The 23659-nt window shown below is 63.5% G+C and carries 22 protein-coding genes; 6 read left to right on the forward strand and 16 right to left on the reverse strand.

Features of this window, described 5'->3' with window-relative positions:
- Positions 1-113: 113 nt before the first annotated feature.
- The 4 genes from hisD (at position 114) to ABXS05_RS19960 (ending at position 3210) form a co-directional block, all read left to right on the forward strand.
- Positions 114-1409, forward strand: coding sequence for a histidinol dehydrogenase (gene hisD, locus ABXS05_RS19945; protein WP_367625153.1), 1296 nt, complete (start codon positions 114-116; stop codon positions 1407-1409).
- Between the two features lie 253 nt (positions 1410-1662).
- Complete coding sequence (locus ABXS05_RS19950) at positions 1663-2151, forward strand: UPF0262 family protein (RefSeq protein WP_311942671.1); 489 nt, start codon at positions 1663-1665, stop codon at positions 2149-2151.
- A 3-nt stretch (positions 2152-2154) separates the two neighbouring features.
- Complete coding sequence (locus ABXS05_RS19955; protein ID WP_311942674.1) at positions 2155-2592, forward strand: arsenate-mycothiol transferase ArsC; 438 nt, start codon at positions 2155-2157, stop codon at positions 2590-2592.
- Positions 2593-2745: 153 nt separating this feature from the next.
- Positions 2746-3210, forward strand: a complete 465-nt coding sequence (locus tag ABXS05_RS19960; RefSeq protein ID WP_068286751.1) for an META domain-containing protein — start codon at positions 2746-2748, stop codon at positions 3208-3210.
- 77 nt (positions 3211-3287) lie between these two features.
- Here the strand turns inward: ABXS05_RS19960 and ABXS05_RS19965 are convergent, their stop codons facing one another.
- Together ABXS05_RS19965 and ABXS05_RS19970 are read right to left on the reverse strand one after the other, a co-directional pair.
- Positions 3288-5402 (reverse strand): ABC transporter ATP-binding protein/permease, encoded by a 2115-nt coding sequence (locus ABXS05_RS19965; RefSeq protein ID WP_367625154.1) that lies wholly within the window; start codon positions 5400-5402, stop codon positions 3288-3290.
- A gap of 322 nt (positions 5403-5724) precedes the next feature.
- The gene (locus tag ABXS05_RS19970; protein WP_068286760.1) at positions 5725-5934 is read right to left on the reverse strand and encodes a cold-shock protein; all 210 of its coding nucleotides are present in this window, start codon (positions 5932-5934) and stop codon (positions 5725-5727) included.
- 305 nt (positions 5935-6239) lie between these two features.
- Here ABXS05_RS19970 and ABXS05_RS19975 point away from each other — a divergent pair, with 305 nt between their 5' ends.
- On the forward strand, positions 6240-7466 hold the full coding sequence (locus tag ABXS05_RS19975; RefSeq protein ID WP_367625155.1) for a tetratricopeptide repeat protein: 1227 nt from the start codon (positions 6240-6242) through the stop codon (positions 7464-7466).
- Positions 7467-7506: 40 nt separating this feature from the next.
- Here ABXS05_RS19975 and ABXS05_RS19980 read toward each other — a convergent pair whose 3' ends face one another.
- From ABXS05_RS19980 to apaG, 14 genes are all read right to left on the reverse strand, one after another.
- A complete protein-coding gene (locus ABXS05_RS19980; protein ID WP_367625156.1) occupies positions 7507-8706 on the reverse strand; it encodes a pyridoxal phosphate-dependent aminotransferase in 1200 nt (399 codons plus the stop codon).
- Positions 8707-8850: 144 nt separating this feature from the next.
- The gene (mscL, locus tag ABXS05_RS19985; RefSeq protein WP_367625157.1) at positions 8851-9279 is read right to left on the reverse strand and encodes a large conductance mechanosensitive channel protein MscL; all 429 of its coding nucleotides are present in this window, start codon (positions 9277-9279) and stop codon (positions 8851-8853) included.
- A 145-nt stretch (positions 9280-9424) separates the two neighbouring features.
- On the reverse strand, positions 9425-10024 hold the full coding sequence (locus ABXS05_RS19990; protein ID WP_367625158.1) for a flavin reductase family protein: 600 nt from the start codon (positions 10022-10024) through the stop codon (positions 9425-9427).
- A gap of 4 nt (positions 10025-10028) precedes the next feature.
- The gene (argE, locus tag ABXS05_RS19995; protein WP_367625159.1) at positions 10029-11189 is read right to left on the reverse strand and encodes an acetylornithine deacetylase; all 1161 of its coding nucleotides are present in this window, start codon (positions 11187-11189) and stop codon (positions 10029-10031) included.
- 91 nt (positions 11190-11280) lie between these two features.
- Positions 11281-12270 (reverse strand): Hsp33 family molecular chaperone, encoded by a 990-nt coding sequence (locus tag ABXS05_RS20000; protein WP_367625160.1) that lies wholly within the window; start codon positions 12268-12270, stop codon positions 11281-11283.
- The gene (gene argF, locus ABXS05_RS20005; protein WP_367625161.1) at positions 12267-13187 is read right to left on the reverse strand and encodes an ornithine carbamoyltransferase; all 921 of its coding nucleotides are present in this window, start codon (positions 13185-13187) and stop codon (positions 12267-12269) included. Before argF ends, ABXS05_RS20000 begins: the two co-directional genes overlap by 4 nt.
- 2 nt (positions 13188-13189) lie before the next feature.
- Complete coding sequence (locus tag ABXS05_RS20010; protein ID WP_367625162.1) at positions 13190-14422, reverse strand: aspartate aminotransferase family protein; 1233 nt, start codon at positions 14420-14422, stop codon at positions 13190-13192.
- Between the two features lie 317 nt (positions 14423-14739).
- Positions 14740-15510: an outer membrane protein gene (locus ABXS05_RS20015; RefSeq protein WP_311942703.1), complete on the reverse strand. Its 771-nt coding sequence runs from the start codon at positions 15508-15510 to the stop codon at positions 14740-14742.
- A 274-nt stretch (positions 15511-15784) separates the two neighbouring features.
- The gene (locus ABXS05_RS20020; protein WP_311942706.1) at positions 15785-16183 is read right to left on the reverse strand and encodes a DUF6165 family protein; all 399 of its coding nucleotides are present in this window, start codon (positions 16181-16183) and stop codon (positions 15785-15787) included.
- On the reverse strand, positions 16180-18051 hold the full coding sequence (locus tag ABXS05_RS20025) for a tetratricopeptide repeat protein (protein WP_367625163.1): 1872 nt from the start codon (positions 18049-18051) through the stop codon (positions 16180-16182). The genes ABXS05_RS20020 and ABXS05_RS20025 overlap by 4 nt, the downstream gene beginning before the upstream one ends.
- A 353-nt stretch (positions 18052-18404) precedes the next feature.
- Complete coding sequence (locus ABXS05_RS20030; RefSeq protein WP_311942710.1) at positions 18405-20129, reverse strand: flotillin family protein; 1725 nt, start codon at positions 20127-20129, stop codon at positions 18405-18407.
- A 6-nt stretch (positions 20130-20135) separates the two neighbouring features.
- Positions 20136-20801 carry an OB-fold-containig protein gene (locus tag ABXS05_RS20035; protein ID WP_367625164.1) on the reverse strand — a complete coding sequence of 222 codons (666 nt, stop codon included), beginning with the start codon at positions 20799-20801 and terminating at the stop codon, positions 20136-20138.
- Positions 20798-21904 carry a PspA/IM30 family protein gene (locus tag ABXS05_RS20040; protein WP_367625165.1) on the reverse strand — a complete coding sequence of 369 codons (1107 nt, stop codon included), beginning with the start codon at positions 21902-21904 and terminating at the stop codon, positions 20798-20800. Before ABXS05_RS20040 ends, ABXS05_RS20035 begins: the two co-directional genes overlap by 4 nt.
- Positions 21905-22011: 107 nt before the next feature.
- Complete coding sequence (apaG, locus tag ABXS05_RS20045) at positions 22012-22404, reverse strand: Co2+/Mg2+ efflux facilitator ApaG/CorD (RefSeq protein WP_311942718.1); 393 nt, start codon at positions 22402-22404, stop codon at positions 22012-22014.
- A gap of 110 nt (positions 22405-22514) precedes the next feature.
- Here apaG and ABXS05_RS20050 point away from each other — a divergent pair, with 110 nt between their 5' ends.
- Positions 22515-23540, forward strand: a complete 1026-nt coding sequence (locus tag ABXS05_RS20050; RefSeq protein WP_367625166.1) for a hydroxyacid dehydrogenase — start codon at positions 22515-22517, stop codon at positions 23538-23540.
- The last annotated feature ends 119 nt before the right edge of the window (positions 23541-23659 follow it).

Here is a 23659-nt window from a genome sequence, read left to right on the forward strand (position 1 = left end):
TGACGCTTGCGCCTCCTCGCCCCGTCCCTACGGGGAGAGGTAAGGTGAGGGGCAGCGTGACCTCTCAAGCAAAGCGCCTCGTTTCACGACTGTCCGCCGCACAAGGAAATGCCATGCCGGTTCGGCTCCACAGCACCCAGGCCGATTTCGCCGACGCCTTCGCCGCCCTCCTCGCCACCAAGCGCGAGATCTCGGAGGATGTCGATGCCTCCGTGCGCGCCATCATCGAGGATGTGGTGGCGCGCGGCGATGCGGCAGTGATCGACTACACCGCCCGCTTCGACCGCCTGACGCTCACGCCCGAGACCATGCGCGTCACCGCGGCGGAGATCGAGGCGGCGCAGGCCCAATGCGATGCCGGCGCGCTGGAGGCACTCGCATTGGCCGCCAGCCGCATCCGCGCCTATCACGAGCGCCAGAAGCCTGTGGACACGCTGTTCAAGGATGCCATCGGCGTGGAACTCGGCTGGCGCTGGACGGCGATCGAGGCCGTCGGCCTCTACGTGCCGGGCGGCACGGCGGCCTATCCCTCCTCCGTCCTGATGAACGCCATTCCGGCCAAGGTCGCCGGCTGCCCCCGCCTGGTGATGGTGGTGCCGAGCCCGGGCGGCGTCCTCAATCCGCTGGTGCTGGCGGCCGCCAAGCTCGCCGAAGTCGACGAAGTCTATCGCATCGGCGGCGCGCAGGCCGTCGCGGCCCTGGCCTACGGTACCCCCACCCTCGCACCTGTCGCCAAGATCACCGGGCCGGGCAATGCCTATGTGGCGGCCGCCAAGCGCCGCGTCTTCGGCCATGTCGGCATCGACATGATCGCCGGCCCTTCGGAAGTGCTGGTGATCGCCGACGACAGCGCCAATCCCGCTTGGATCGCCGCCGACCTGCTGGCCCAAGCCGAACATGACAGTGCCTCCCAGTCGATCCTGATCACCGACAGCGCCGCCCTGGCCGCTCAGGTGGAACACGAAGTGGAGGCCCAGCTCGCCACCCTGCCCCGCGCCGAGATTGCCGGAGCCAGCTGGCGCGACTATGGCGCCGTCATTACCCTGGCCTCGCTGGCCGAGGCCCCGCCACTGGCAGACCGCCTCGCTGCGGAGCATCTGGAGATCATCACCCGGGATGCCGAGGCTCTGGCGGCGCGTATCCGCAATGCCGGCGCCATTTTCCTTGGGCCGCACACGCCCGAGGCGATCGGCGACTATGTCGGCGGCTCCAACCACGTGCTGCCGACGGCCCGCTCGGCCAAGTTCTCCTCGGGCCTGGGCGTGCTCGACTTCATGAAGCGTACCTCCATCCTCAAATGCGGGCCCGAGCAGCTTGCAGCCATAGGTCCGGCGGCGATCGCGCTCGGCGAGGCGGAGGGCCTTGCCGCCCATGCCCGTTCGGTCTCGATCCGCAGCAACCGGCTTTAAGGCGCAAAAGCACGGAGTGGCGACCTCCCAACTCCATCAAGCGATGGAACGAGGTCGACACTCCCCGATATGAAGCAACGTTCCGTTTCAACGAGCTTTGCTCTATGAGAGCCGAGGCAGAGTCTCTCGATGTCGCCTGCGGATAGGCAACATCGAGAAACTCTGCAAGTGTTTGAGATGTTGCAGGTTCTCCTTGATCGAGCCCCCGGCTCAATCAAGGAGAATCTGCTTAGGCACCATGCTATGAGATGCCATGGACAATGAGGAATTCAGCCCCACCTGCCGATTGATCGCCGTTCATCTCGATGAGCGCAGCATCGGGCGCGGCAGCCAGGATCAAGAACATGAGCGGCGGGTCGCCGCCTATGACCTCATCGAGGAGAATGTGTTCTCGCCGGTCGGCTATGATGCCGGCCCCTACGGACTGCATATATCCCTGCAGGATGGTCGCCTCGTCCTGGACATCCGCGATGCCGACAGCCAACCGGTGGTGGTGCATATCCTCTCGCTTACGCCGCTCAGGCGCGTGGTACGCGACTATTTCACCATCTGCGACAGCTATTACGCGGCCATCCGCAGCGCCACGCCCTCCCAGATCGAGACGATCGACATGGCCCGCCGCGGCCTGCACAATGAGGGTTCGGAAATCCTGCGCGAAAGGCTGGCCGGCAAGATCGGGCTCGATCTATCCACCGCCAGGCGGCTGTTCACCCTCGTCTCTGCGCTCTACTGGAAAGGCTGAGGCGTGAAGGAGGGCCGCCGTCCACAGTCGGTCCTGTTCGCCTGCGCGCACAATGTCGTCCGCTCGCCCATGGCGGAGGCGATCGGGCGCTATTATTTCGGTCGCTCCATCTTTTTCGGCTCGGCGGGCGTGCGCCCGGGCGAGCCGGATCCTTTCGTCGCCGCCGCGCTGGACGAGATCGGCATTTCGCTCGGCAAGCACCGCCCCCAGAGCTTCGAGGATCTGGAAGAACTGGAAGGACTGAACTTCGACCTGATCATCACCCTCGCCCCGCAGGCCCACCACAAGGCGCTCGACCTCACGCGCACCCTGGCCGCCGACGTCGAATATTGGCCGACGCCCGACCCCAGCCTCGTCAGCGGCAACCGCGAGCAGAAGCTCGACGCCTACCGCGCCCTGCGTGAAAGCCTGATCGACAAGATCACCGAGAGACTGGGTTGAGACCGCTACTGCCATACCGACGTCGGCCTGTTCCGGCGGATACAGTCCGAAGACGGCGAACATCTTTCTCTCCAGGCCGTGTATCCTGTATAAGCCGCGTTGCGATTTTTCAGCTCCGCCTCTATCGTGCGCGGCAATGAACCGGAGGATTTGATGCGCGTTCTGCGTTCCCTTGCCCTTGCCGCCCTGTCGGCCGTGACCCTGACGAGTTGTTCGATGTTCGGCTCGGTGCCGCCGAACAATGTGCCGCCGACTCTGCCCAAGCCCATGGACAGCAAGGCCTCCCGTCCCTTCCCGATGAACCGCACCTTTGCGGCAATCTCCTACAAGGATCAGACCTTCAAGGACGACCGGCCGACCATCCTGGTCTCGGACAGCTATCGCGGCACGGGCTTCTCGGCCTGCAACAACTGGTCGGCCACCATCATTCCGCGCGCCGATCAGCGCATGGCCATCGGCCCGGTGGCGATCAGCAAGCGCAAATGCGCCGACCGCCTGATGCACAACGAGCAGGTCTTCCTGTTCGTGATGCGCACCTCGACCGACTGGTCCTATGATGGCTACACGCTGACCCTGCGTGGCCCCTATGGCGAGATGAAATTCCAGCCGGCAGCGTAAGAACAGGCGGCAAAGTGCGATTGAAAAAGGCCGGCCTTTCGCGAGGCCGGCCTTTTGTTTGACTGCCCGACGATACGTCAAGCTTGACCGAAGCTCGCGAGAGGCTGGTCTTCGAGATGACCACCGCCCTCGTCTTTGACAACCGCAACCCGGCGGGCATGATAGGCTGCGAGCGAGGCGCGATGCCCGATGGAAACGACGGTCGTTCCCGGAAGCTTCTCCGCCAACAGGCGATAGAGCTCCTCCTCCGACTTCTCATCCAGGGCAGAGGTCGCCTCGTCCAGGAATAGCCAGGCGGGTTTGCGCAGAAGAGCACGGATGATGGAGACGCGCTGCTTCTCCCCCCCGGACAGAATGGTACCCCAATTCTCGGTCGCATTGAGTCGCGGTATCAAATTGCCGAGCCCGACCGCGTTGAGTGCACCCTCGATGACGTCCTGGTCGAAGGCCGTCGGCGGCAGCGGATAGGTCAGCGCGGCCTTCAGCGTCCCCAGGGGCATATAAGTCTGCTGCGGCAACAGCATCAGATTCTCGTGGTCCGGAATCTCGATCTTCCCCGACCCGAACGGCCAGATGCCTGCGATCGCCCTGAACAAGGTGGTCTTGCCCGAGCCGGACGGGCCCGTCACCAATGTGCTGGTGCCCTTGGGAAAGGACAATGCGGCGTTGCGTATGAGCGTTTGCCCGGTCGGCAGCGCAACACTGAGGCCTTGCGACGAAATACCCGAAACCTGGTCGGTCTCGGCCACGGCAATACCGCCGCGCGCCTGCTCCTCGGCTTGCCTGATCGCCTTGTCGAACCGGGTCAAGCGATCGACCATCGACTTGAACTCGGCGAGCGCACGATAGTTGGTGATGAAGAAGGAGAAGGAATCCTGGACATTGCCGAAGGCGCCGGAAGTCTGGGTCAAGGATCCCAGCTTCATGGATGCCGTTGAGAAATAGGCCGGCGCCAGAAATATGAAAGGCAACACGACCAGGGCTTGACTATAGGCCAGATTGAACGTGCCGAGCTTTATACGTCGAACGATGATATCGATCGTATTCCCGAAGACGTTCTGGAAATTGCGAGCGAGGCCGACACGCTCGACATCCTCACCTTCGAGCAATGCGATCTGCTCCGTATTCTCTCGAAACCGCACGAGAGCATAGCGGAAATCGGCCTCCAGCTTCTGCTGCTGGAAGTACAAGCCAACCAAGGGACGTCCCAGAAAATGGGATCCGAACGTCACAACCAGCGAGACGATCAGCGCACCCCAGACAAGATATCCGGGAATGTTGGCAAGATCGAATTCTCCAATTTTGTAGGTAAATTGACTCGATATGCCCCAAAGGATCAAAATGAATGCATACAAAGTCAATATTGTATTGAAAATCAGAACATAAAAATCAAAACCCTTGTCTATGAAATCGCGAACGTCCTCGGAGATGCGCTGGTCGGGGTTATCTGACTGATGCCCCGATATCGCCAAGCGATAATGCACCTTGTTCGATGTCCATTGCCCGACATAGCGGTCTGTCATCCAGCGGCGCCACCGGACCTTGAAAAACTCCGTCACGAACAATTCCGTTAGTCCGCGCGTGATCCAGAATGTCGCCGCGATAGCAAAAAACAACAACTCTGCCCAGAATGCTTCCTGATTTTTATCTTGCAGAGCTGTGTAGAATCTATTGTTCCAGTAGCTGAATATTACCGTAAGATAGACTTGAAGCACATTTAGGATGACAATGAACCCTAGGAATACCTTTCCTATGGTGTCCTCGCGCAGTCGCAAGCCGAAAAGCACCACCTTCGGCCCATCATGTGGCTCAAAATAGGGGTCGGCCAGATCGATGATCTCGCGAAACATCGGAATATAGCAAATCGCGAGGTTGAGGATGACCAGGATGGCAGAGATCACCGCCGCCCCCGATTGCGGCAGATAGGCCGCGACGTCGTCGGACACGATGCCCGCATCCTTGATCCACACGACCACGGCAAAACCGAGAAATCCGAGACTGAACAATCCGATCAGAAACCGCATGACCAGAGGCACGCGTGTCTGCGCCGCCGGTATGCCGGCACTCATGAGCAGGGCACCGGCAACGATGAGAGCAAGGAATGGCAGATGGATTGGGGCGTCGCCCAGATAGACACCCAGCCCAAAGCCAAGGGTAGCGAGGCCGGATAGGCCCGCAAGAAGTCGGATCATGTAGAACGGCCTTTCGGAAGGGCGGTATCGGCGTGGCACACAGCCATCTGCCTGCAACCATGCGAAACTAAGGTTAACACAACCCTGTCACGCCTCTCCCATCGCCACAAATGATCAAATCGTAAGATGCTTCAGCTTTTCGTGAGGCCGCCGCGCGCCGGGAACGGCAGCTAATAAAAAAGACGCGCCGGAGCGCGCCTCTGAATGGGATTGGGTGAGAGGACTTTCCGGTCATGCGATCCGGACAGGCTCTCCATTCTTGTTATCGTCGATGGCCTTCACGCGAACCGGTAACCCCTCCGCCTGAAGATGCTTGTCGGGGTTACACAGCCTTGAGATTGCCGGCTGCCGCCTTGCCCGTCTTGCGATCCGTCAGGATCTCGTAACCGATCTTCTGGCCTTCACGCAGTTCGGGCAGACCGGCACGCTCGACGGCGGTGATGTGCACGAACACGTCGCGGCCACCGTCATCGGGCTGAATAAAGCCGTAACCCTTCTGGGTGTTGAACCATTTTACGGTTCCCGTGCTCATAGATAGTCCTTTACTTCGTTCCAAAGCATGGACGTCCCACGGAAATCCGTGCTCCGCCCGGTTTTGCGAAATTTGGGGAGGGTGTCCTGAACGTGCGCCGTGCTCGAGCATGGACGCACCGGCCCAGTCGTCCGGCCAAATGACGCTAAATCGATAACACAGGTTTGTCGAAATTCACAAGGGCGTGGCCCCAGTAGGCTTAAGAGGGGGAAAGATCACAGTTCTGCCATTCCCAGCTGCCACGGCTTGGTCTAGAGGCTGTGCCATCTTTTTTCTTTCGCCCCGTCAGTGGAACCGTGCCCGGTATGACCGCCCTTTTGCGCCCCGCCCTTGTCCTGCTTGCTCTTTGCGCCGGCACGCCCGCTCTCGCCGACAGCGCCGACAGGGATTGCTCGAAAGGAGCGGCCGAGCAGCGCATTCCCGCGTGCACGCAATTGCTCGACCGGAAACTGGCCAAATCGACCCGGGCATTGGTGTATTTCCGGCGCGGGCAGGCCTATGCGGAAAACAGCGACGATGGCAAGGCAGTGGCAGATTTCAGCGCGGCACTCGACTTGCGGCCGCGTGATGCCGCCAGCCTGACCGCGCGGGCCGACGCCCAGTCCCGCCTCGGCGAGATGGATGCCGCGCTGGCCGACTATGCCGCCGTGATCGCCGTCAATAAGCGCTCGGCGCTCCCGCTGGTCAATCGCGGCTTCGCGTTGCTCCAGTTCGATCGCAACGAGGAGGCGATCAAGGATTTCGATGCGGCCATCGCCCTCAACGGGCGCGAGGAAGAGGCCTATAAGGGCCGCGGCGATGCCCATCGTGCCCTCGAGGAGCATATGGCCGCCATCGACGACTACACGCAGGCCATCCGGCTCGACAAGACCTACAAGAACGCTTTCTACGCCAGGGCCCGCTCTCTCATCGAGATGAAGGACTATACCCGCGCCCTGGAAGACCTGCAGAAGGCGCTCGACCTCGACAGCGATTTCGATTCCGCCTATTTCAGCCGCGCTTTCGTGCAATGGCAGCTCGGCGACACCGAAGCCGCCATCGCCGACTATACCAAGGCGCTCGCGCTCGATACCAATTTCCCGTCCGCCCGCCTGGAACGCGGACAGCTCTTTGCTGCCCTGCATCGCTATGACGAGGCGATGGCCGATTATGACGAGACAATCCGCGAACAGCCCAGCAGCGACCAGGCCTATGTCTCGCGCGGCATCATCTGGCGCGAACTCGGGGACTACGACAATGCCCTCGCGGACCTTGCCAAGGCGCTGGAACTCACCAAGGACAAGCCCGATACCCTCAACGAACGGGCCCTGACCTATCTCGCCGCCGATCGCTATGACGAGGCGCTGCGCGATGCCGACGCCGCCATCGCCGCCGATAGCCACGTGACCGACTATTTCGTCACACGCGCACGCATCCATGAGAGCCGGGGCGAGCGAGACGATGCCATCGCCGATTTCAACAAGGCGCTGGAACTAGACCCCGCCAACAAGCCGGCCAAGGGCGGCCTGTCGCGGCTCGGCGCCAAGCCGTAAATCCGGCAAGAGCGGACATCTTGTCCGCCTCTTGCGCTCCTCAGATCTTCTCCAACCAATCGACCAGGCGCTGGGTGGCGACCTGGAGCTGCTCGGGGCTGCGCAAATAGCACAGCCGCATGAAGCCCTCGCCGCCGGCCCCGAAGGCCGTGCCGGGCGCGAGGCCGACATTGGCCTGGTCGACGATTTCGAGCCCCAGGCGGCGCACATCCGGTTTCCCCTCGACGGAGAAGAACAGATAGAAGGCGCCGCTCGCCGGGGCGAAGCGCACCTTGCCGGTGGCACTCAGGCCGCTGATGACGATGTCGCGGCCCTGGCGGGCACGGGCGATCTGATGCTCGACGAAGCTCTCGCCCCGCTCCAGCGCCGCGATGCCGGCACGCTGCAGGAAGGTGGCGACTCCCGAGGTGGAATATTGGATGAGGTTCTCGATGGTCTGCCCGAGCTCGGGCGGCGCTTCGATCCAGCCAATGCGCCAGCCGGTCATCGCCCAGTTCTTCGAAAAGGTGTCGGTGAAGATGATGCGATCCTCCGGCGTACGGATGTCGCGGAAGGAAGGGGCGCGGCCGCCGGCATAGTGGAAACGCGTATAGATCTCGTCGGCAAAGATCCACAGCCCGTGCCGGCGCGCCAGATCGAGCACGAAGGCGATATCCTCCGAGGTGGCGACCCAGCCGGTGGGATTGGACGGCGAATTGATGAAGATACCGCGAGTACGCGGCGTGATGGCATCGGCGAGGCGCTGGAAATCGAGCTTCCAGCCCTGCTCGGTGAAGATCTGGGGCACCATCACCGGCTTGGCGCCGGCCACGCCAATGGCCGCCGCGAAATTCGGCCAGGCCGGTGTCGGCACGATCACTTCGTCGCCCACGCCGGCGATCAGGCGAACCGCCGTCTGGATCGCGTGCATGCCGGACTGGGTGACGAAGAAGCGATCGGCCGAGAACGGCTTGCCGAAAAGACTGGTGTGGTAGCGCGCCAAGGCTTCGCGCAGATCGGGAATGCCGCGCTGCCAGGTATAGAAGGTTTCGCCGGCCGCCAGCGACCGTGTCGCCGCCTCGGTGATGAAAGCCGGCGTCGGCACGTCGCCCTCGCCGGCCCAGAGCGGGATCATGCCCTGGCGCGTACGCCCGTAATTCATCACCTCGACGATGCCGCTTTCCGGCGCGCCGAGCGCTTCCGGCCTGAGGCCATCGAGGAAGGAGGGGGCGGCGGGAATCGTCTCGACGGCGGCAGTCACGGCATCATCCTTGCAATGGGAATGCCGGACCTTATGACATCCGTGCGAGCGGCAGAAACCAAAACTTGGAATGGTTTCCATCGCCGGCATGCATGAATGCGAGCAGCCTCTCCACCTTGCGGAAAAGGCCGCCGCATAATGGGCTTATCGTCTGGCGAGCAGGTCGCGGATTTCCGTCAGCAGCTGGATATCGGCCGGCGGAGGAGGAGGCGCCTCAGGGGCTGCCTCGGCCGCAGGCTTCAGATTCTTGACCCGGTTGATGCCCTTCACCACCAGGAAGAGCGCGAAGGCGATGATCAGGAACTTGACGGTGACGGTAATGAACTTGCCATAGGCGAAGACGGCACCGGCCTTACGCGCGTCATCCAGCGACAAGCCATCAGGAATCGCGGAGCTCAGGCGAACATACAAGTTGGAGAAATCAACATTTCCGACGATTGCACCGATGATTGGCATGATGATGTCGTCAACCAGCGAGGTGACGATCAGACTGAACGCTGCACCGATGATCACACCGATGGCGAGATCGACGACATTGCCCTTAAGGGCAAATTCCTTGAATTCCTTGAGCATGGAGCCTCCGCTTGTGGCGTAACTGGATCGACGTCAACGCAACCGACATCTTGCGTCGGCCCCTGATCATACCAGCGCCCGCCCCAAGATCCGTCACTATAGAGAGGTAACAATTACCTCCGACGACTGGAGATGCAAGCGGCCGCTAGGTCGGGCGTTCCAGTTCAAACGTGCTTTCCACTACGGAATAGTCCCGATAGCCCAGGCGCGAGACCACGCGCATCGCAGCGGTATCGACGCGGCCGTCGCGAATGAAGCGGTCATCGACATGGATGCCGACCACCTCGCCGCACACGAGCCAGGCGTCGCTCGGCGCGCCCTCCGCGTCGACGAGATGGATCGTCTGGGTCCAGCGGCACTCCAATGCGGCGGCGGCACGCGCCACGCGCGGCGGTTTCACCAGGCGCGAGGGCGCGGCTTCGAGCCGGGCGTGCTCCATTTCGTTCTGGCCGCGCGGCAACCTCGCGGAGGTGGCGTTCATCGCGTCGATCAAATCCTCGGTGACGAGATTGCAGACGAATTCACGCGTCTCCTCGGCGAAGACGACGCTGTCCTTGCGGCCATCTGCGGCGAAGCCGACCAGATGTGGCCGCGACTGGAAGGCGTTGAAGAAGGAGAACGGCGCCAGATTGATGGCTCCGGCCGCCGACATCGTGGTGATCCAGCCGATCGGGCGCGGCGTCACCAGGGCCTTGAACGGATCATGGGGCAGGCCGTGGTCGCCCTTGCGCGGCTCGTAGAACATCGCCTCAAACCTCCAGCGTCTGGCCGAGCCGCTTGAGGAAGCTGGCACAGGCCTCGAGCTCGGACAGGGCGATCCATTCATCGGCGCCATGCGCCTGCTTGATCGAGCCCGGACCGCAGATCACGGTAGGAATGCCGGCAAGTTGAAAATGACCGGCCTCGGTGCCGTAGGAAACGGCCTGGGTACGGTTGCGCCCGGCAAGGCGCAGGGCCAGCGTCTCGGCATAGGAACCGGGCTCGGGCGAGAGCGCCGGCACGGCCACGTCGAGTTCGGTCACGATATCCGCCTCGGGTGCGTTGCGCCTCAGCCGTGGCAGCACGACTTCCTGGCTGAAGGCACGGATCCGGTCCGGTACGAACTCCACCGGCAGGGAGGGCAGGCCGCGGCATTCCCAGACGATGCGCGCCTCGTCCGGCACGATGTTGATGGCCTTGCCGGCCTGGATGAGGCCGGCCTGCACCGTGGAATAGCCCGGCTCGAACCGACCCGAGGGATCGCCCGCCGCCTGCAGCTCGTCGGCGATATCGTCGAGATGGCTGATGATGCGGGCGGCCGCATGCAGGGCGTTGGCGCCGAGGGCCGGCATGGCCGAATGGGCTGGGCGGCCGGTGATGCGCGTAAGGTAGCCGGCGAGCGATTTCTGCGCATCGACCACCTCCATCAGCGTCGGTTCTCCGACGATGCAGGCGCGCGGCAAAGGCAAGTCCTGGCCGAAGCGGGCAATCATGTCGAGGCTGCCGAGGCAGGAGATTTCCTCGTCATAGGAGATGGCGATATGAATAGGCGCCTTGAGTTTCATCGCCAGGAAGTCGGGCACAAGGGCAAGCGCAGTGGCAACGAAGCCCTTCATGTCGCAGGTGCCGCGGCCATAAAGGCGATCGCCCTCCAGTCGCGCCTCGAAGGCCGGCGCCGTCCAGGCCTGGCCCTCCACCGGCACCACGTCGACATGGCCGGAGAGCACCACCCCCGGCCGATCGGTTGGGCCGATGGTGGCAAGCAGAGCAGCCTTGTCGCCGGCGGCATTGGGCATGCGGATGCTGTCGACGCCATGTCCAGCCAGGTAATCGGCAACGAAATCGATCAGCGCCAGATTGGAGCGGGAACTGACCGTATCGAAGGAGACCAGCTTGGCGGTGAGTTCGGCAGGGGTATAACGTGCGGGCATGAGATTTCCGGGTGCGCGGGCATCCTGCCCGCTCTTGAAAACGGCGCGAGCAAGGAAAGGAAGAGCGGGCAAGAGGCCCGCGCTCCCAGGATCAGGCGTTCACCAGTTCTTCCGTCTCGGCCTTGTCGAACTCGTAGCGGGCGTTGCAGAACTCGCAGGTCACCGTGATCGACCCGTCGTCGGCGACCATGTCGCGGCGATCGGTTTGCGAGAAATTGCGCAGCATGGTGGTGACGGCCTCGCGCGAGCAGCGGCATTTCTCGATGATGGCCGAGCTCTCGAACACTCGGGCTCCGCGCTCGTGGAACAGGCGATAGAGCAGTTCCTCGGCTGAGACGTTCGGATCGGTGAGCTCGTGATCCTCCACGGTGCCCATCAGAAGCTTGGCTTCCACCCAAGAATCGTCCTCCTGGGCATCGTCCTCGCGATGCTGCATCACCTCGGCACCCTCGGGCGCGTCGCCCGGCGGCAGGTCGGCCATGCGCATGCGCTCGGGCGAAGACGGCAGGAACTGGATCATCATGCCGCCCGCGCGCCAGCTCGTCCCCTCCCCGGCCACGTAATTCTCGGCCACGGCCAGGCGGACGCGGGTGGGAATCTGCTCGGACTGGCGAAAATACTGGTCCGCCGCCGCTTCCAGGCTCTCGCCCTCCAGGGCGACGATACCCTGATAGCGCGCCATGTCCGGCCCCTGGTCGATGGTCATGGCAAGATGGCCGCTGCCGAGCAGCTCGATCGTGCTGGTCTTGCCCGCGTCGATGGCGGCAGCTACGGCCTCCTTGTCGAAGGTGGCGCAGGCCCGCACCCGGTCCGGCGCCTGGAAATCGACCACCAGCATCCGCACCGGCCCGTCCGTGCGGGTCTGCAGAATGAAGCGGCCGTCGAATTTCAGCGTAGTGCCGAGCAGCAGCGCCAAGGCCGTCGCCTCGCCGAGCGCGCGCGACACCGGCGCGGGATAATCGTGGCGGCGCAGAATGGTATCGATGGCAGGGCCGAGCCTGACGACACGGCCCCGCACGTCCAGGCCCTCGGCCTGGAAGGGCAGGATGTGATCGTCTTCCATCAGATGGGGCTCGCTCATGCCGCAGCCTGCCCCAAGCACCAGGCGAGCACGCCCTTCTGGGCATGCAGGCGGTTCTCGGCCTCGTCGAACACCACCGATTGCGGCCCGTCGATCACCTCGTCCGTCACCTCCTCGCCGCGATGGGCAGGCAGGCAGTGCATGAACAGGGCGTCGGGCTTGGCAAGCGCCATCAGCTTGGCATTGACCTGGTAGGGCCGCAGCAGATTGTGGCGATAGCCTTCGGAATCACCCATCGAAATCCAGCAATCGGTAACGACGCAGTCGGCTCCCTCGACCATCTCGCGCGGGTCGGTGCCGATTTCCAGCCGGGCCTTGTTGGCACGGGCCCAGTCGGCGACCTCCTTGCGCACCGAAAGATCCTGGGGCGCGGCGACACGCATGGTGAAGTCGAAGCGCTGCGCTGCCTCGATCCAGGAAGTCAGCACATTGTTGGCGTCGCCCGTCCAGGTTACCGTCTTGCCCTTGATCGGGCCGCGATGCTCCTCATAGGTCAGGATATCCGCCATGATCTGGCAGGGATGGGAGAGCTTGGTGAGGCCGTTGATCACGGGGATCGAGGCGTTGGCCGCCAGCTCGCGTACCGCCGCATGGTCGAGCATGCGGATCATAACCGCGTCGACATAGCGCGAGAGCACGCGCGCGGTGTCGGCGATGGTCTCGCCGCGGCCGAGCTGCATCTCGGCGCCGGTCAGCATCAGGGTCTCGCCCCCAAGCTCACGCATGCCGACATCGAAGGAAACGCGGGTCCGCGTCGAGGGCTGCTCGAACACCATGGCCAGCACCTTGCCGGTGAGCGGGCGTTCGCCGGCCACCTTGCCCTTCACGCGCTTGGCCTTGATCGAAGCGGCGAGATCGAGAACGGCCCGCAGGTCCTGGGTGGGAAGATCGGAAAGATCGAGAAAATGCTTCAACATCGTCAATGTCCGGCAGCCTTGAGCTTGTGCGAGAGGGCGACACAGGCAGCCTCGATTCGGCGCACGCCTTCGAGAAGCTCCTCATCCGAGATGATCAGCGGCGGCAGCAACCGCGTGACATTGTCGCCGGCCGGAATGGCCACCAGCTTCTGTGCCCGGAGGGCACCGACGAACTCGCCCGGCGCCACGCGCGTACGCAAACCCAGCATCAGACCGTCGCCCCGGATCTCCTCGATGATATCGGGGAAGCGGTCCTTCAATTCGGCCAGACGCTGGCGCAGCAGCAGGCCGGCCTTGGCGACATGCTCCAGGAATCCTTCCTCGAGCACGACGTCGAGCACTGCATTGCCCACTGCCATGGCGAGCGGGTTGCCGCCGAAGGTGGTGCCATGCACGCCCGCAGTCATGCCCTTGGCCGCCTCGTCGGTGGCGAGGCAGGCGCCCATCGGGAAGCCGCCGCCGATGCCCTTGGCCACCGCCATGATGTCGGGCGTCACGCCCGCCCATTCATGCGCAAACAGCTTGCCGGTGCGTCCGACGCCGGTCTGCACCTCGTCGAAGATCAGCAGCAGGCCCTTGGCGTCGCAGAGCTGGCGCATGCCCTTCAGGCAGGCCTGCGGGAGGGTGCGGATGCCGCCCTCCCCCTGGATCGGCTCCACCAGGATAGCGGCCGTCTCCGGCGTGATCGCCCGGTCCAGCACCTCGTGGTCGCCAAAGGCGATCTGGTCGAAACCATCGACCTTGGGGCCGAAGCCTTCGAGATATTTGGCCTGGCCACCGGCCGCTATGGTCGCCAGCGTACGGCCGTGGAAGGCCCCTTCGAAGGTGATGATGCGGAAGCGCTCGGGATGGCCGTTGGCCGACTGGTATTTGCGGGCCATCTTGATGGCGCATTCGAGCGCCTCGGCCCCCGAATTGGTGAAGAAGACCTTGTCCGCGAAGGTGGCATCCGCCAGCCGGCGGGCCAGCTTCTCGCCGCCCGGCATCTGGAACAGGTTGGAGGTATGCCAGATCTTCTGGGCCTGCTCGGTCAGCGCCGAAACCAGATGCGGATGGGCATGGCCGAGCGAATTGACGGCGATACCCGCGCCAAAATCGAGATAGCGCTCGCCGTCCGAGCCGATCATCCAGACGCCCTCGCCTCGCTCGAAAGCCACGTCCGCTCGGGCATAAGTCGGCAGGATGGCCGATGGGGCGGAATCATGGGACGGCTGAGGTTTGACGGAGGCGTTCACGGGTGTGGCTTTCAGGTTGGCAATTCTAGAGGTTTGAGACAGTCCTGGAACATCATGATGACAAGAGCAAAGCGCGCTTCGGCGAAACAGCACTTTGTTCCAACTCTTGGTTCCGACGCATCTTGCGATTGATGGCGAAGCCGCCAAATCGCAGAACGCTTGGGCCAAAAAATCAAAACGCCGCCCCAAGGTTGCTGCTTGAGGGCGGCTGTTTCGACGAAAAATATATTAGGCGCGAGGGCGATGCTGTCAATGGCAGCGTTGATGGGACAGCATCGCGGAGGCGGCGACCGCCGGAGACCGGCTCCGGCGCGCGCTCAATCGAACTTGTAGCTCACCCCGAAGCGGATCAGATCGTTGGAGAGCTTGACCTTGGCCCTTCCGGCCGCACCCGATACGCTGTGCGAGCCGAACCCGAGATGCAGATAGCTGAGATCGAGCACGACCTTTTCCGTCACGGCATAGGAGACGCCGGCACCAGCCGCCCAGCCGACCTTGGTGAAGCGATCGGACGTCGCCCCGAGCGGTGTGCTCAGGTCCGTCTTGATCCCGCCGATCGCCAGGCCGCCGGTGCCATAGACCAGGAACCGATCGATCGGCAGCCCGATGCGCACGCGCGCGGTACCGAACCAATCCAGCCCGACCTTGATCGCGCTGTCACCCGCGACCGTACGACCAGACATGCCCGACCCCGCCAAGTCGACCACACCGCCGACCACGACGGGACCGAGATCATGATCGTAGCCCGCCTCGGCGCCCAGGAACCAGCTCTCGTCGTTCATGCTGAAATTCGCGGCATCCGCCGGCGCGCCCGGCACGGTATCGGTGAAAGTAAAGGTTCCAGACCCCGAGGTGAAGAAGGTGGTCGTCGTGATATCGGGACCGGCGGGATGGGCGGCACTGCCCTCGGCATGCATATGGCCATAGCCGCCGATCACGCCGGCGTAGAAGCCCTGCCAGCTGAAGACGGGCGCGACGGCATCGGAACGGTTTGATGATACCGGCTGCGCCGATGCCGGGCCGCTCATTGCCAGGCCGGCAGCGACGAGGAAAGAGGAACCGAGAAGACCACGAACAAGATAATTCATTTGAGTGACAGATCCCAATATTGTGGGATCAAGGCTATTGAATTCGTCAGGCAATTCGCAAGACGGTCATGATGAAATAACTTATTCCTCCGCAGGTTCGGGAATGCGCGTGATAATTAAGCAACACACCTGCAACAAAAACACGACACTTCGGAGAATATTCGAAAAATTGCAACGCGTTTAAAGATAATCATCGCGAGACCATTAAAATCGCAGGACGCCAAGCGACGCTGAGGAAATACCGATATACCGCAAATGTCAGACGCAAAAGCAATCAATATGATGAATAGAGCTTCTGCTCGGAAAGGGACGATTGCGTCAGTGTATTGATCCGGTCTTTCAGAGCCGATCGACGATCATTGGTCTTGTAAACCGCTCTAGCCAATTCGATGAAACCGGATCCGAAATCCCTGCGTGACTCATGGTCCCGGATTTCGTCTTCGATCTCCCACAGACGAAGGTTGACGTCCTTGAGGGCGCGATAGACAGCCAGCACCTCCGGGGCTTCGCGTCCGCTATCCCGCCAGACGACCCGCAGCAAGCCAAGCTCGTCGCTCACGCGCGCCCTGCGCACGGCGTCGGCAATGCGCTCCTGTTTGATCTCCAGGATGGAGATCTTATCCAGCAATTCTCCATAAGACACCGGAATCAGGGCCTGGGTGGGGGCAGTCATGACGCTCCTCTGGTCAACGCGGCGAGGCTTTCGGCGGCCTGGGCGAATGGTGAACTCCAGTCACCCGGGCGCGCCTGCCGAAACAGGCGCATCGAATCGTACCAGGGCGACGTCTTTCCCACATACCCCCAGCGCCAATCCGGCGCATATTTGAGCATGAGCCAGACCGGACGTCCCAGGGCGCCGGCCAGATGCGCCACGGAGGTATCGGAGGTCACGACCAGGTCGAGGCTCTGCATCAGGCCTGCCGTATCGAGAAAGGCATCGCTGCCGCCGTCGAAGGAAGCCGGCATTCGCCGCACCACCATGTCATCAGGCAGCTGATCGAGCTGATCGAGACCAAAATTCTTCTGAAGGCTGATGAGATTGACCCCCTTCACCCGAGCCAGCGGCGCAAACTCGATCAGTGGAATCGAACGCCCGCGGTCGATGGCGCCTTGCGGATTGCCCTGCCAGACCACACCGATATTGAACCCCTCCGGCAGGTGCCCAGCCCATGTCTCGACACGATCGGGCCTGGCCGCCAGATAAGGGAGGCCCTCGATGTCTTCGCGCGGCAGGCCAAGACGATGTGGAATGCTCATGAGGGGCGCGTAGACATCGAAGAAGCCCGCTTCTTCCGGTGCGGCGAATACCGACAATTCGGGGAATGCCTCGGCGATGATCGCACGCAGCGGCGGGTGCACCTCCAGGCGAACCTCGGCGCCCCGCCTGCGGAGGAGCCGGGCAAAGCGGCAGAACTGCAAGGCATCGCCGAGGCCCTGCTCATGATAGAGAAAAATGGTCTTGCCAGCGATGTCCTCGCCGCGCCATTCCGGCCGATCGCCGACGAATGTGCGATAGCCGTCGGTACGGCGGCGCCACTCATATTCACTGAACCCTTCGCGATAATCGCCGAGGCCAAGGAGATAGAAACCCAGGGCGAGATGCGCATTGGCGTCGGCGGGCTGTGCCTTGACGGCCCCGCGAAAGGCCACGAGCGCAGCATCGTGGTCGCCCCTGGCGGCGTGAATGCCGGCGATGTTGAAATAGGGATCGACGCTGCGAGGCTTCAGTGCGGCGATGCGCCCGTGGACCGCCAGCGCTTCGTCATGAATGCCATGCTGCTGCAGGTGAAGGCCGAGGTTGAGCAGGCAATGTGCGTTGGCGGGCGCCAGCTCGCAGGCATGCCGCAATGCATGACGAGCTTCTTCCTTGTGGCCAAGAGCGTCATAGGCCGCACCGAGGTTGCTATGGCCCTCCGCATAATCCGCCTGCAGGGCAACGGCCCGCCGGAGGACCCGCACAGCCGTTTCGAAGGCTCCCTTGCGCAACAGGGCCAAGCCGAGATTGTTATGCGCTGGCACGAACCGGGGCATGAGGGCAATGGCACGCTGATGCGCCTCTATGGCTCCCTCGATATCGTCCTTTTCCAGCAGCGCCGCACCGAGATTGGTATGGGCTTCCGCATAATCCGGCTTGAGACGGAGGGCTTCACGATACGCCACGACCGCCTCGTTCCAGCGTTTCTGAACGGCGAGCGCATTGCCGAGATTGCGAAAGGCTTCCCCATAGCCCGGTTGCCAGCCGATGGCCTTCTGGTAAGCCTCGACCGCGCCGGCCATGTCGCCCTTGTCCTGCAGGGCAACGCCGAGATTGCGCCAGGCTTCGGCATTGCTCGGCTGGGCGGCAATGGCACGACGGAATTGCGCGATCGCCTGGTTCAACTGCCCCTGCTGCTGCAGGCAGACACCATAAAGCCGCAGCACTGGGCTGTTAGTCGGCTGCAAGGCTACGGCCTTGCGATAGAGGGACTGGGCTTCGGCCAGCCGGCCGGCCTTATGTGCCCGGACAGCCTCGTCCAACAGGGCGTGCGGAGACTTCAGCATCACGGCATTCGATCAATGCCATGTCCGGACTTGTCCGGCGGGGAAGCCATGCCGTCTTCCCGGCGCCGCCAACGGCATTCCCTCTCCAGCCGTATTTCCTCGACAGGAAGACGCGGCCAGACCCTCACTTCGATATATCGGGCAGCGTTACCGTGCATGGCTGTGGGCTGTTTGGGGGCGGGAATCGACCTTGCATAGGTGAAGACAGGCCGGTTGGAAAGAGCGAGCATTGCTGGAAGCCACATCCCGACAGGCCAGGCGGCACGGCAGCGGTTGCTTTTCCCGTCTCCGAAGAATGGCGGAGCAATTTGCGCTGGCTTCCATACCGCAAATTGCTCCGCGACGTTCAAGTCTCAATCGTGGTGCTTGGTGTCGTCCGACTGCGTATGACGCGCAGGCTCTTCGCTGCGGCTTGCAGCCGGCGCCTTGTGCCCGCCACCAAGCGATGCAGCCAGCAACGCTTGCGTCGGATCGGCGCCCCGGAAACCGGCCTGGGCCAGGATTTCGTCGAGAATGGGCTTCTGGGCCGTGAAGCTGAGAAGCTGGCTGGAGAGATCGCCGATCGGATGGCCCGCCTCGCCGTTTCCTCCATTGCCAACGGCACCGGCCAGCCCGCCCGCGCTGAAGATCCGGATGTCCGAGATCTTCTCGATCGGCTTCATCGCCTGTTCGAGCGCCTGCGGCACGATCGCCACACGCGCCTTGGCGAGCTCGAAGCCGATGACGCTTTCCGCCAATGCGTTGCGTGCTTCGTTCTTGGCCCGCTCGGCCCGCGCTTCCGCCTCGCCCAGTTCGACCACGCCGGTGGCACGGATCTTGGCGGCCTGTGCCTCGGCATCGGCCTGGATCTTGGTAGCGGCGGCGAGATTCTCGGCGGCCTGGCGCTCGGCCTCGGCCTTGACGGTGATGGCGGTCGCCTCCTGCTCGGCGGCCTTGCGGGCATCGATCACGGCGATGCGCTTGGCGCGCTCGGCGATCTCGACCTCGCGGGCCGTGGTCACCTGCTCCTCGGCGGTGATGGCGGCTGCCTTCGCCTCATCGGCCTTGGCACGGGCAGCCTGCTCCTCCTCGATCTTGCGGGCGACGGTGATCGCCGCGTCGATGCGAGCCGTTTCGGTGATCTTGCGGGCGACGGCCTCACGTTCGGCAATGCCCTGCTCGGCACCGATACGCGCCGCCTCGCGAGCCTGGCGCGCCTCGGCGTCGCGCTCGGCAATGCCCCGGTCGGTATCGAGCCGGGCCGTTTCCTGGCTCAGGCGTGCCAATTGCTCGGCCTTGGCGGTTTCGGCGCGGGTTTCCGCCGTCTTGTTGGCGATGTCGCGCTCCTGGGTCAGCTCGGCATCGCGCTGCTCGCGCTCGATGGTGAGGCGCCTGAGGGCGGCCTCGCGGTCCTTGGTGGCGATCTCGACCTCGTTGTCGCGCACGATCTGGTTGCGCTCGCGCTTGCGCTCCTCGGTGATCTTGGTGAGCGCAGTCAAGCCCTCGGCGTCGAACGTGTTGTTCGGGTTGAAATGCTTGATGTCGGTCTGGTCGAGACGGGTGAGCGAGACCGATTCCAGCTCCAGGCCGTTGGACTGCAAATCGTGCGCCACGGCCGCCTGCACCGATTTGACGAATTCGGCGCGCTGCTCCTGCAGGTCGCGCAGCGACATCGTCGCCGCCACCGAACGCAGGCCGTCGACAAACTTGGCTTCCACCAGGGTCTTGAGAGCATCCGCGTCGTTGGTGCGATCGCCCAGGGTCTGGGCGGCCAGCGCGATGTTCTCGGCATCGGGCTTCACCCGGACATAGAACTCGGCGGTGATGTCGGCACGCATGCGGTCCTTGGTGATCAGCGATTCATATTCGGAGCGCTTGACCTCGAGCCTGAGCGTGCTCAGCGACACCCAGGAATAGGAATGGAAGATGGGCAGGATGACCGAGCCGCCATCGAGCACCACTTTCTTGCCGCCCAGCCCGGTCCGCACATAGGCCTTGTCGCGCGTGGACCTGGTGTAGAGCGTCGTCATGATGATGCCGATGACGACCATCGCCGTCACGATGACTCCGGCAATGAGCCCCACTGAGAAGAAGTCCATGATGGTTCAGCTCCTGTTGCTGTCGCTGTCGAGTGCCTGCGGTGCGGGAATGGCCTGGAAGAGGCCGTCGGCCCCATCCACGATCAGCGCCAGCGCGCCCGTCTCGATGACATGCCCCGGCGCGGCTTTCGCACGCAGGGCGTGGAAATTGTCGTAGCGGTCCTTGACCCGCACGCTGCCGGGATTGCCCTGGTCGAGCGGCCCGATGGTCACCGTGCCGGTCAGGCCGATGAACTCGTCCTGGCTGAGCACGCTGGTTTCCTCGCGCGGGATGATCTTGCCCACGCCCCGGCCCAGCCAGCGCGTGGCGGGGATCGCGGCCGCCAGTGCGCCGGGCACCGAGATCACGGCCGGCAATGGCCCGGCGAGGCTGGAGGCCACCGCCTGAATGGCGAAGCCGAACACGGCGAAAGCGGACAGCAGGATGACGATCAGCACCAGCAGGGGCACGCCGCCGGCATTGAGCCAGGAAGCCCAGGCGCCGAGCAGGCCACTATCATGGTCGCCGGGCGCATGATCGCCCGACGCATGAAAACCAAGACCGTCGTCGAGCAGTGCCGAGACGGAGGCGCCCAGCAGCATCGAGACGAGTTCGACCACACCGAGGCCGACCACCGTCAGCAATGCCACCCAGAAAGGTGCCGTACCCGGCTGGACGAGGCTGCCCATCATCGCTGGCCATCCCTGAAGGCTCTGAGCCGCGCCTCGATCGCATCCTGGCGCTGCAACTGGCCGAGTTCTTCGACTTCGGCGGCGCCGGTGGTGGGCTTGACCGGCACGCCGGTCACGCGTTCCACCGCCGCCAGCGCGTCGGCGAGCCGCTGATCATTGCGCTGCGAGGGCGTCACGGCGGCAGGTGCGGCGCGCTCCGCCCGCTTGGCATCCTCCAGCCGCTTCTGGGCGTCGGCCCGGGCCGAGGCAATGCTGCGCAGCGTGGTTTCGGCCTCCGCGATCTCCCCCGCATTCTCGGCGATCGCCTTGGAGAGCGCTTCGCGCTGCGCTTCCAGATCGATCTGGACGCCGGTCGCGGCGCGGGCGAGATCCTCGCGCCCTTTCTTGAGGCCGACCCTGATCTTGCCGTCGAGGTCGCGGATCTCGGCATCGAGATCATCGGCCTTGGCCTTGAGGCGGTGCCCGGCGGCGACGGCGACGCCGAGCGCGGCGCGCGCCTCTTCGGCGATCTTGCCGATCTCGCGCACGGCCTGCTGGGCGACGGCGGTGGGATTGGCTGCTTCCGCCGTATCGACCGCATTGTTGACGACACCGGCGATGACCCGCCCGAGCCGGGCGAGAATACCTTCATTGGACATCGGGGTCTCCTTTTGAGGGTGGATGCTGGCCTGCACGCCGACGTCGATACGCAGCGACGGGCCTTCGAAGACGAGGCGGGCTTCGGCGAAATCGTCCCAGCCACCGTGATAGCCGCTCACCGAATAGGGCATGACCACCCGGCCATCGATGGTGGCGATGCTGACACTGTCTGGCCCCTTCACGGCGAACAGCTTGGAATCGAGCGGAATGTCGTCGATCGCCTCGCCCGGCTGCCGCCGGCTGTGATCGCGCAGGGCCAGGGTCGCCATGCGCGAAGGCAGCCCCGTCTTCAGGCGGATCTCCTCATAGGCCTCCTCGTGAAGGGCGACGAGATTGGCTCCCTTGGTCCCGTCGAGAATGGCCATCGCCTGGCGGTAGGCGACGAGGGTCGCCTGCAGCGCGCCGCGATCTTCGGCGGTCGGCGCCAGGACGAAAACCATGGTGGCATCAGGCTTTCCGGTCATGCCGAATATATAAAGCACTTCCTTGTTGCTTTCAACAGAAAGACTTCGCTTTTCGGCGTACTAGGTCAAAATCGGAGGATGAATACCGGCCTAAGGCCGCCCGAGCCTCAGTTGACGCTGCGCTTGGCGTAGGGACTGTCGAGAGAGAAGGCCGGAATGGCGACCTCGAAATTCTCGCCGCTGTCGGCCACCATGAAATAGGTGCCCACCATCAGGCCGGACGGCGTTCCCAGCGGGCAGCCGGAAGTGTATTCGAAGCGCTCGCCGGGCTCCAGTACGGGCTGTTCGCCGACAACGCCGGCGCCCCTGACTTCCTCGCGGCGACCATTCTCGTCGGTGATTTCCCAGGCCCTCGACCGCAGCTGTACCGTTTCCGGGCCCATATTGGCGATCTCGACGGTATAGGCCCAAAAATAACGCCCGTCCGCCGGCCGCGATTCCTCGGCAAGGAAACGGGGGCGGACCGTCACTTTGATATGCCGCGTGGTGGCGCTGTACATATTCCGATTTACGCATTCACGGGCTCTGCCGTCAAACCCTTATGGTCTGACCATTGCAGACTCCGTCGCGACCCTTCATGCTTTGCGGGTTTCCGTGCACAGGACCTGCCATGGCCACGCCCGTCATTCTCGTCGACCCCCTACCGCGTACGCTCGAACAGATCATGGCACCATCGGTGCGAGCCCGCCTCGAACGCCTCGGACGCCTGGTCATCAGCGAGGCCAGGCCGATGAACGACGACGAGATCGAGGCGCTGCTGCCCCATGCCGTGGCCATCATCGGGCAGACGGCAATGTCCGCCGAAAGGCTCGAGCGGGCCCCGCGGCTCAAAGCCATCATCAATGTCGAGACCAATTTCCTGCCCAATATCGATTATGCGGCCTGCCAGGCGCGCGGCATCTGGGTGCTGACACCGGCCTCCGCTTTCGCAGCCCCGGTGGCGGAAGCCACGCTCGGCCTCGCCCTCGACCTCGCCCGCGGCATCAGTGCCGCCGACCGCGCCTTCCGGGCCGGCACCGAGACCTATGGCCTGGAAGCCAATCTCGACACCATCCGCTTCGAGGGCGCCCCGGTCGGCATCATCGGCTTCGGGGATCTCGGCCGCAAATTCCGCGAACTCATCCGCCCGTTCCGCAACGAGGTCAGGGTCTACGATCCCTGGCTGCCGGCGGAAACGATCGAGCGGCTGGATTGCCGGCAAACCGATTTGGATGAGTTGCTGGAACGCAGCCGCTTTGTCGTGGTTTTCGCCGCCCCCACCACGGAAAACGCCCATTTCATCGGCGCCCCACAATTTGCCCGCATGCAGAAGGGCTCGGCCTTCCTTTTGATGAGCCGGGCGGCGGTCGTCGATTTCCCGGCCATGATCGCGGCCGCGTGCAGCGGCCATATCCGTGTGGCCACCGACGTCTTCCCGGTCGAGCCGGTTCCGGCCGACGATCCGATGCGGACCACGCCGAACATGGTATTCTCGGCCCATCGCACCGGTGGCACCAGGGATGCCCTGTTCGAGATCGGCAGCATGGCGGTCGCCGATCTTGAGCTCATCCTCAAGGACCTGTCGCCGCAACTCTGCCGCCGCGCGGATCCCTCCATCGCCGGCCGCTTGCGTTCCCAGCCGGTGAGCAGGACCTGATCGAAAAAAGCTTCCAGCCATTGCCTATGCCTGGGCCCCATGTCGGGAAATCCCGCGTGCGTTTGAGGTCCTGCAGATTTCTCCATTACACTCGGCGGCGAGCAACCTAGCCTGGGAAA

It is taken from the genome of Labrys neptuniae (assembly GCF_040797145.1).
Lineage (GTDB): Bacteria > Pseudomonadota > Alphaproteobacteria > Rhizobiales > Labraceae > Labrys > Labrys neptuniae.